The organism is Brooklawnia sp. (assembly GCF_032229645.1).
Lineage (GTDB): Bacteria > Actinomycetota > Actinomycetes > Propionibacteriales > Propionibacteriaceae > Brooklawnia.
Genome location: NZ_JAVTWX010000080.1, coordinates 1 through 8232, shown reverse-complemented (window position 1 = coordinate 8232; position 8232 = coordinate 1). Strand labels below are relative to the sequence as shown.

At 63.4% G+C, this 8232-nt stretch carries 6 protein-coding genes and 1 pseudogene; all 7 read right to left on the bottom strand.

Annotation, left to right across the window (positions count from 1 at the left end; translation table 11 throughout):
- Positions 1-490: 490 nt before the first annotated feature.
- Positions 491-1015 (bottom strand): hypothetical protein, encoded by a 525-nt coding sequence (locus tag AAFP05_RS05500; RefSeq protein WP_341728849.1) that lies wholly within the window; start codon positions 1013-1015, stop codon positions 491-493.
- A 154-nt stretch (positions 1016-1169) separates the two neighbouring features.
- A complete protein-coding gene (locus AAFP05_RS05495) occupies positions 1170-3569 on the bottom strand; it encodes a glycosyltransferase (RefSeq protein ID WP_341728848.1) in 2400 nt (799 codons plus the stop codon).
- Entirely contained in the window at positions 3566-5017 is a 1452-nt protein-coding gene (locus AAFP05_RS05490; protein ID WP_341728847.1) for a lipopolysaccharide biosynthesis protein, read from the bottom strand. The genes AAFP05_RS05495 and AAFP05_RS05490 overlap by 4 nt, the downstream gene beginning before the upstream one ends.
- A complete protein-coding gene (locus AAFP05_RS05485) occupies positions 5010-6119 on the bottom strand; it encodes a DegT/DnrJ/EryC1/StrS family aminotransferase (RefSeq protein ID WP_341728846.1) in 1110 nt (369 codons plus the stop codon). Before AAFP05_RS05485 ends, AAFP05_RS05490 begins: the two co-directional genes overlap by 8 nt.
- Position 6120: 1 nt before the next feature.
- Complete coding sequence (locus AAFP05_RS05480) at positions 6121-6780, bottom strand: NeuD/PglB/VioB family sugar acetyltransferase (RefSeq protein WP_341728845.1); 660 nt, start codon at positions 6778-6780, stop codon at positions 6121-6123.
- On the bottom strand, positions 6777-7907 hold the full coding sequence (locus tag AAFP05_RS05475) for a DegT/DnrJ/EryC1/StrS family aminotransferase (RefSeq protein ID WP_341728844.1): 1131 nt from the start codon (positions 7905-7907) through the stop codon (positions 6777-6779). The genes AAFP05_RS05480 and AAFP05_RS05475 overlap by 4 nt, the downstream gene beginning before the upstream one ends.
- Positions 7904-8232 (bottom strand): annotated as a pseudogene (locus AAFP05_RS05470) (hypothetical protein); the annotation flags it as partial. The gene AAFP05_RS05475 and the pseudogene AAFP05_RS05470, both read right to left, overlap by 4 nt.

The window sequence follows — 8232 nt, the reverse complement described above, 5'->3', positions numbered from 1 at the left end:
GACGTGCCCCACCACGAGCATCGCCATCCAGATCGGCAACTACATGCTGTATACCAGCGTACCTCTGCGACCCTAAGCGGATACGTCGCAACAGTCGATGTCGTCCCAGACCGCCGAAAGTGGATCGGCAACGAATGCGCGGGCACGACAGGCCTCCTTAGTGCCCCGGTCGCGTGAGATCTTTGCTTTTTCGACTTGGTGGCTAGAGAAGCGAACTACCTGCGGGTTCGAACCGACCAGCCAGATTCTCAGGCACCCTGAGGATCTTGATGATAAGTCTGGCGGCGACGTGGCCCCCAAGAAGACTCATCAACCGCCGAGATCTACGTCGCCGGTACAGGCAACTCCGGAAAGGTAGATGCGGGTCGTGGTCAGAGAGGTTCTCCTAAGCAATCTCATCGACTTGCGCCCCTGAACCACCCGAACTCCCCAAGCGCGGACGCAAGGACTAGCCGCACCTTTGACCGTACTCCCGCCCGGAGGGCACTCACTAGCTACGCCTGCGGGCATCATCCCTCTGCGGGTCTAGTCGTCTCATCCGATCGGAGAAGTACAAGAGCAGGCCTGTAGCCACCGCGCCCAGCACGAACGCGGCACCGAGCGCACGGATCCTGCTACTAGCGCCGATCTCGACGAGAGTTGGGTGGTCCGGAGCTATTTGGCTGATAATGCGGTTCGCGGATGCAACACCCAGGTCGTTCTGCATAGCCACAAGCTCTGCCTCCAAGCGCGCCAGCAACTCGCGCGTCTGCGACTCGACCTTGACTGGATCCTTTCCGACTACCTCCACATCGATGATGGGATCGGGAATCGAGGTCGTCCATTGTCTCCCGACGTCGCGAATTCGGACACGCGAACCCTCGAGGACCCCCTCACCATACAAAGTCGTCTCTGGGGATGCCGTCTTTGTCTGTGCAACACCACCATTCACGCGTATCACCATCGCTGAAGCTGCGCCAGTCATATAGGCCCCCTCCGCTCGCAGCGGGTTTGGGTCTGGCTGCAGCAGGGTCATCGTGCTATGGGACCAATACACGACCGGCGCACGCAGCACCATGAGGTACACGGCGCCCGCGGTCACTATCATGCCGAAGAGTGCCAGGTACCATCGCCGCCAAGCTAGCCGGAGGAACCGAGAGGTCGTCACATCTCTCCTTTCGTTACCCCAGTCACATGGTAGTTGTTGCCTTTTCGAGCAGTTGCAGGAGTCGGGTTGCCCGCTGACTCCAGTCCTGTCCGGTCACCGTTGACTGTACCTCGCTGCGAGGCGCAGCATCCCTTGCCAGCCACCGCTGCACGGCGTGGACGAACTCCTCCGCTGAGGATGCGACGTCGATGAACTGAAGATCCAACCCATCCACCGGTGCGACATCAGTTGCCACCACGGGAATGCCTGCCGCAAGATACTCCACCGTCTTGAGAGGGTAGCTCCGGCGGTTGAAGGTGGAGTCAGCATAGGCCGTCAATCCAACCGATAGGCATGCATAGAACTCGCCCAGACGCTTCCTCGGAACTCGATCAATCCACTGGACGTTCGGATGAGCCGCGAGAGAAGTGAACTCGTCCAGCTTTGTAGGATTATGAAAGCCCCGCGGACCAATGAGTAGCAGGCGCACCCCTGATTCCGCGGTGTGCTTGAGAATCTGGAAGTCTGTACGTTCGTTGAACTGCCCGATCACTCCAGCCATGGGGCCCGCCAGGGAAACCTCGGGCGCTGCCCGTTGGTTCATGTAGTCCACGAACCTGCTCGTATTCGCACCGTTGGGAAACCATACGGTGGGGGTTCCGCTCCGGCGCAGCACGTCCGCCAGTTCGCGGGTCACCGCGAGGACAAGGTTGGCGCTTGCCAGGTTCTTCTCTCTCGCGCGCGCCAGCCCAGAAGCGGACCTGTTCCAAAGAGGAGCGGCCGCCACAAAGTCATCTGTGGCGAAGTAGATCCTCGTTCCGGGTATATCGCCCAAGTCCGCCAAGATGGGTTCTGGCCCAGAGGCAACTATGGCACTTGGGGCCAACCCCAGGTTCCCTAGATAGCGTCGCAACTGACGGACGAGTGTCCACCGAGCAAGCGAGTTCAAGCCAGGTCGCGCGCTGCCAGGAAGAACATTGACACTGATCCGAGTCAGGCCTTCGATCGGCTGGCTCACAGAGGGTACCCGCTTACCTCGTCGCACCGTTTCGGCAACGGAACGCGGCGGGTCTACCCAGATCACCGGTCGCAGCTTCACCAACTCTTCGACGAGTTGACGATCTGTGCCTGCGACGGCGTCCCATTCGACGCCGGGTAGGTAGATGATCGGTCCGTCGGTGTCAGGTGTGAGCGCACCGCCCCGGCGAGCTCTGTCGGCTGTCGCCACCACGGGCGTAGCGTTGAAGTCGTCCGTGGCAGTGCGTCGGAGCATGCGGGCGATCTGTTGTCGTGCGAAGTACCGCGCGAAGCGCGTCGTCGAACGAAGCCCGTCGGGCAAGGCATCTACTTTGAGGCTTGGCCCTGAGTCGAGCACCTGCTGATAGATCCTCACTTGACGGTGGGCTGCTGTCTCTAGCGAGAACTCATTCACAACTGAGTGGGCGAACGCCCTGAGTGACTGTCGCCGAGTCGGGCTGGCGAGCAACGGGACGAGTTCACCACGAAGTTCGGTGCTCCCGGAGTCACCCTCGCCCATGCCGTACCAACCCTGCCACTTGAACAGATCGACGGTCTCGGGCGTGAGAGTCCGGAAGAATCCGTTCTCTCCTTGGACGATCAGCGGCACTCCGAACGCCATGGAGCGGAGCGCGGACCCGCCCATGCCCAGCCCGACGTCCGCGATAGCGTAGGCCGGACGAGGATCGGCGAGTTCACCGGTCAGAATAATCGTTCCTGCACGCCGACTATTGACTCGGTGCGCGGCGTCCTCGATGCGCTGACGAGCTGGGCCATCGCCGACAATCATCAGTTGGAATGCCTGACCTTCGATCATTTCATCGGCGACCGCGATTGCGGTGAGGATCCCTTCGGCCTTCAGCTCATTGGCTAGGCGGCTCACACACACAACAAGCGGGCGGCCATCCAACGGCCAAGCTCGCCGAAACGACTCAAGTTCGTCACTGGCAGGCATGACATTGTGCTCGAGGTCAACAGGCGGCTCGATCACGTGGACATCGTGTCGCCCAACCTTCCGCTCATGGGCAGCGATTTGGTGCGTGCCGACGATGAGAGGCATAGTGTCGGGAAGGAATGGGGCGACTGACATCGACATTACCGTGCATACTGCCCGAGTGTCGCCGTCGCGCTTAGCGGCAAGGAGTGCCTCCATACCGGGTGGCCACTCGTACCCGTGAATCACGTCGATTCCACGCGCAATGGCCAGGCGGCGCAGCGCACTCACAATCCATGGCGTCGGCCGATGGCTCGGTCGAGGAGCCTCAATGAACTCCAGGCCAAGCTCGTCTATACGACTGTTGAGGACACCTCGTTGGCCGAAGATCATGCACTCGTGGCCAAGATCTCGAACGGCGGCCGCCAACTCGATGGCGTTGGTCTGACTGCCACCCATATTGAGATCGTGCGGATATACCAAGATCCTCACGTTGTCTCCGTCCTTGCCGATCGCAGGCTCTGGAGGTCCCCGCGTTTCACGTAAACCATTCCGCCAACGACGATCAGTGAGACGACGCCGGCGATGACCGCCGCCATCGCGACCGAGTCGATGATCACCGAGATACCGAAACATGCGCCGCCCAACAGGACACCAATCAGTACCGGGACAGCCACAGCACGCGCTGTCGCGAGCGGCCGCACCCCGGCCCATCGCAGGACCACTAGGTAGCTGGGCAGCACGACGATCGCAGCAGCGATGAACTGACCTGCAGCCGCCCCTGCTGCTCCTGCGTGTGTTACGCCCAAGATCATCAGTGGCATGGCGGACACGAACCACAGTAACTGTGTGAAGAGGACGACACCGGATCGTCCTAGGACGACCAGGAAGTCGTAACAGAGTTCGAACCAGATTCGGAGAGCTGCCACTAGCGCTAGCCATAGGAGGATGTCCGCAGCAGGAGCCCACTGAGGCCCGTACACGAACTCGACTACCGGTCTGGCGGCTCCACTGATCGCGAGGCACGCAGGGATCGCCACCGTAGAGAGCAGCCCCAACACTCTCGTGAACGCGCGCGTCATCCGTGGGGGATCCGACTGGATCTTTGCGAACGCAGCAGGAGCGACAGCGCGTAAGGGCATGGAGAAGATGCTGACCGGCCAGCTGGCCAGGTTGAAGGCCAAGACGTAGAAGCCCAATGCCTGAGCGCCCAACATCGAGCCAACGATCACCTGATCGGCATAGCCGCTAGCAAACACGACGATGCTCGCGGCAGCCAACGGCAGTCCGAAACCAAGGAGCCGTCGGGCGACCGATCGATCCCACCCGAAGCGGTATGGCAGAGGTGACCAACGCCAGAAGAGTATGGCCCCAGCCAAGCTGCCCGCGAGCCGTCCGATGGCAAGGCTCATCGCCCCCCACCCCATCAGCGCCAACGCCAGCGAGACGAAGGCCCCGAGCCACGCGTTGACCTGATCGGCGATCGTACGCTCGCGTTGCATGAACTCCCGCTGCAGTAGCGCTGCTGGAGTCGCCACTAGGCCGTTGATCAGGATCGCACCCGCCATCAGCTGCACAACTGGTGTTGCACGAACATCACCCAAGGCGGTCGAGATCGAAGGGGCGCTCACGACAACGCCCAACGTGAGGACAACGCTGCTGATCACGGAGATCAGGTTGACCGTAGGTGCGATGCGCGCCGGGTCATCGGGCCAGCGTACGATCGCCAGGCTGACCCCGAGTTCGTTGAAGCTGAGCACAGCGAGCATGGTCACTGTCGCGATAGCGAAGACGCCGAACTCGCTCGGGCCCAGGACCCGAGCGAGAACGATGCCGATCGCGAGGGTTCCCAGACGGGACGCCACCGTGTTCAGAAAGCTCCAAACCAGCGCACGCGACGCCCGCTGTGCAATCGAGCCGTTCGCCGGCTCGTCAGACATCACCCACCGCGACGGATAGCGCATTACACACGACAACCTGCTGCTCATAGGTCAGGTGCGGGAACATGGGCAGCGACAGGATCTCCTTGGCCGCTCGCTCCGCCACTGGACAGGCTCCCTCGCTGTACCCGAGGTGCCGGTAGGCCTGAGTAAGATGCCATGGTTCCGGGTAATGGAGAGCAGCCCCAACGCCCGCCCCATTCAGCTCGGCCAGGACGCGGTCGCGGTCAGCGAGGCGGATCACGTACAGATGCCAAACATCGACGTTGCCATTGAGGCTCGTCGGCACACGAAGACCAGGCATGTCGCTGAGAAGCTCGGCGTACCGGTCGGCCGCCGCTTGCCGGAGCGCGTTCCACCGGTCGAGGCGCGCCAGCTTCGCGTTGAGTATCACGGCATGCATCGAGTCCAGCCGGGAGTTCACGCCAACGACCTCGTGCTTGTACTTCACGACAGAGCCATGCCCCGCGACCAAGCGGACGTTGTGAGCCAACTCCTCGTCGTTGGTGGTCACCGCGCCGCCGTCGCCGGAGGCGCCGAGGTTCTTGCCCGGATAGAACGACGTCGCCGCGATTCGTCCCAGACCACCTGCCGCGCGTCCGTTCCGACGGGCACCCTGCGACTGGGCCGCGTCTTCAACGATCGGAACGCCAGCATCCGCGGCGATAGCTTCGAGTTGGTCGACTGGTGCCACCTGACCGTAAAGGTGAACCGGCACGATCGCCTGCGTACGACCAGTGACTGCCGCGGCCACAGCGTCCGGATCGATGAGCAAGTACTCGTCATCGACATCCACGGGCACCGGCGTCGCGCCGATCCGGGATGCAGCCTCGGCGGTGGCGATGAACGTGTTGGCCGGCATGATCACCTCACCTCCGGCCGTCACCCCCACCGCGCGAAGGGCGAGCTCGACGGCGTCGGTGCCATTGGCCACTCCGACGCAGTGATTGACGCCGATGTAGTTGGCATACGCGTTCTCGAAGGCTGCCACTTGCGGTCCTCCGATGAAGCCTGCGCTATGCAACACCTCCAGCACCAGGGGTTCGACCTCATCGGCGATCTCGGCCTGCTGCGCCCGCAAATCTAGGAACGGGACGGTCATCTCAACTCCTTGCCTCTAGGGCATTGTCTAGTGGTCTGGCGGGCACTCCTGCCCAAGTCGTTCCAGCGGGCTGATCGGCGAGCAAGACCGATCCCATGCCCAGGGTTGCCTCCGCGCCAACCTGGCGCTGCTCACGAACGGAGGCATTCATGCCGATGTATGCGGCTTCTGCAACGTGCACGGTGCCGCCGAGGACCACCCCGGCCGCGAGCGTCGCGAAGTCAGCGAGAACATCGTCATGGGTGAGCACAACGTTGGGCATGCACACCACATGCGCACCCACCTGCACGTCGGCGGTGAGCACGGTGCCACCGAGCAAGATCGACCCTGCACCAACCGAGCAACTCGCCGGCACGTGGACCGACGGGTCGATCACCGTGGCGTAACGGTCGGGCGTAACCCCCAACTCCGCGAATCGTCGGACGATCGCTCGCCGGCTGGCGCCCTTGCCGGCACACACCACCAGCTGCGCGCCCGGATGTTCCGTCACACTCGCCAAGTCGCCCAGCACGGGCAGCCCGTCGATCGTCGTCCCAGCCTTGCCGGGATCATCATCCAGGTAGCCGAGTACCTCAGCGGCATCCCACTCGGGATGCCGGCAGGCTGACACCGCCTCGCGGGCGAGTCCGCTGGCAGCCACCAGGATGATCGGCAAGGTCATGCGGCGTTAACCAGCACCGCTATGACTCGGTCCTGCTCTGCTTCAGTGAGCTCGTGGTAGAGCGGCAGGATCAGGGTGTTGTCGGTCAGACGCTCCGTGTTCGGAAGCGAACCAGGCACCACCAGATCCTGGTAAGGCAGCTGGCGGTGCGCGGCCATGATGCCGCGCCGGGCGGAAATCTCCGCCTTCGCGAGCGCCGTCAGCAGACCCTCTCGGTCGAGTGGATACGCACCTTCGACCTCGACCCAGTAGGACTGGAAGTTGCAGGTGCCGTACCCGGGGTCGGCCACCGCGCGCAAACCCGGGATACTCGCGATTGCCGCAGAGTATTGGCGAGCAAGCTCCCGCCGGCGCGCGACGACCTCGGCCAAGCGCCCGAGCTGTACCAACCCAACGGCCGCCTGCAGATCGGTCATCCGGAAGTTGTAGCCGACCTCGTCGTAACTTTCGGGCGGCGGCAGGATGCTGCCGTGCCGGTCCGCCGCCGAGACGCTCATGGCGTGTTCGCGCAGCTTCTTCGCCCGGTCAGCCCATTCATCACGGGAGGTCGTGAGCATACCGCCCTCGCCCGTGGTGAGGATCTTGCGGGGATGGAACGACCAGGCGGCCAACTCGGCGCCGGCTCCCACCGGACGGCCCTTGTACGTGGAGCCGGCGGCGCAGGCCGAGTCTTCGATCACGACGATGCCTCGCTCGTCGGCGAACTGACGGATCGGGTCCAGGTCGAGCGGCACCCCGCCCTGATCAACTCCGATGATCGCCTTGGTGCGCTCGGTGACGACCGGTTCGATGGTGGCCACGGAGAGGTTGCCGGTGGCGATCTCCACGTCGGCGAAGACCGGCGTCGCACCGACGTAGCGGACGCAGTTGGTCGTGGCGATGAACGAGAACGACGGGATGATCACCTCGTCGCCCTCACCGACACCGGCGACCACCAAGGCCAGCTGGAGTGCGGTGGTGCATGACGACAGTGCCACGGCACGGTGGGCGCCCTGCTTCGCCGCAAATGCGGTTTCGAACTCGGCGACCCGCGGCCCCTGCGCCACCCAACCCGACTCGAGGACCGCGGTCACCGCGGCGACCTCTTCGGCCCCGAGCCAGGGCTTCATCACATTGATGCGGCTCACTGCGGCGTCCCCGCGAGCTCGGCATCAGTGTGACGCTCGACCTGCCACCAGTCGACGAGCTGGCGCAGCCCTTCGTCCAGCCCGATCTGGGTGCGGAACCCGAGATCACGCTCGGCTGCCTCCGTGGAGGCGAGGCGGCGGGTAACGCCGTTGACCGTACGGGCCGGGCCGTGCTCGACCTCAAGGTCAGAACCCATCGTGCGCAGCAGGGCATCGGCCAGGCCGCGGAGTGAGGTTTCCACGCCGCTGGCCACGTTGTAGACACCTTCGTTGATCGGCGAGGCCGCAGCCAACAGGTTGGCGCGCGCGATGTCGGTGGTGAAGG

Excerpts from the sequence above, each read along its gene's own strand:
- AAFP05_RS05480 (WP_341728845.1), bottom strand. The coding sequence starts at position 6,780 with ATGACCTTGCCGATCATCCTGGTGGCTGCCAGCGGACTCGCCCGCGAG.
- AAFP05_RS05490 (WP_341728847.1), bottom strand. The coding sequence starts at position 5,017 with ATGTCTGACGAGCCGGCGAACGGCTCGATTGCACAGCGGGCGTCGCGT.
- AAFP05_RS05500 (WP_341728849.1), bottom strand. The coding sequence starts at position 1,015 with ATGACCCTGCTGCAGCCAGACCCAAACCCGCTGCGAGCGGAGGGGGCC.
- AAFP05_RS05485 (WP_341728846.1), bottom strand. The coding sequence starts at position 6,119 with ATGACCGTCCCGTTCCTAGATTTGCGGGCGCAGCAGGCCGAGATCGCC.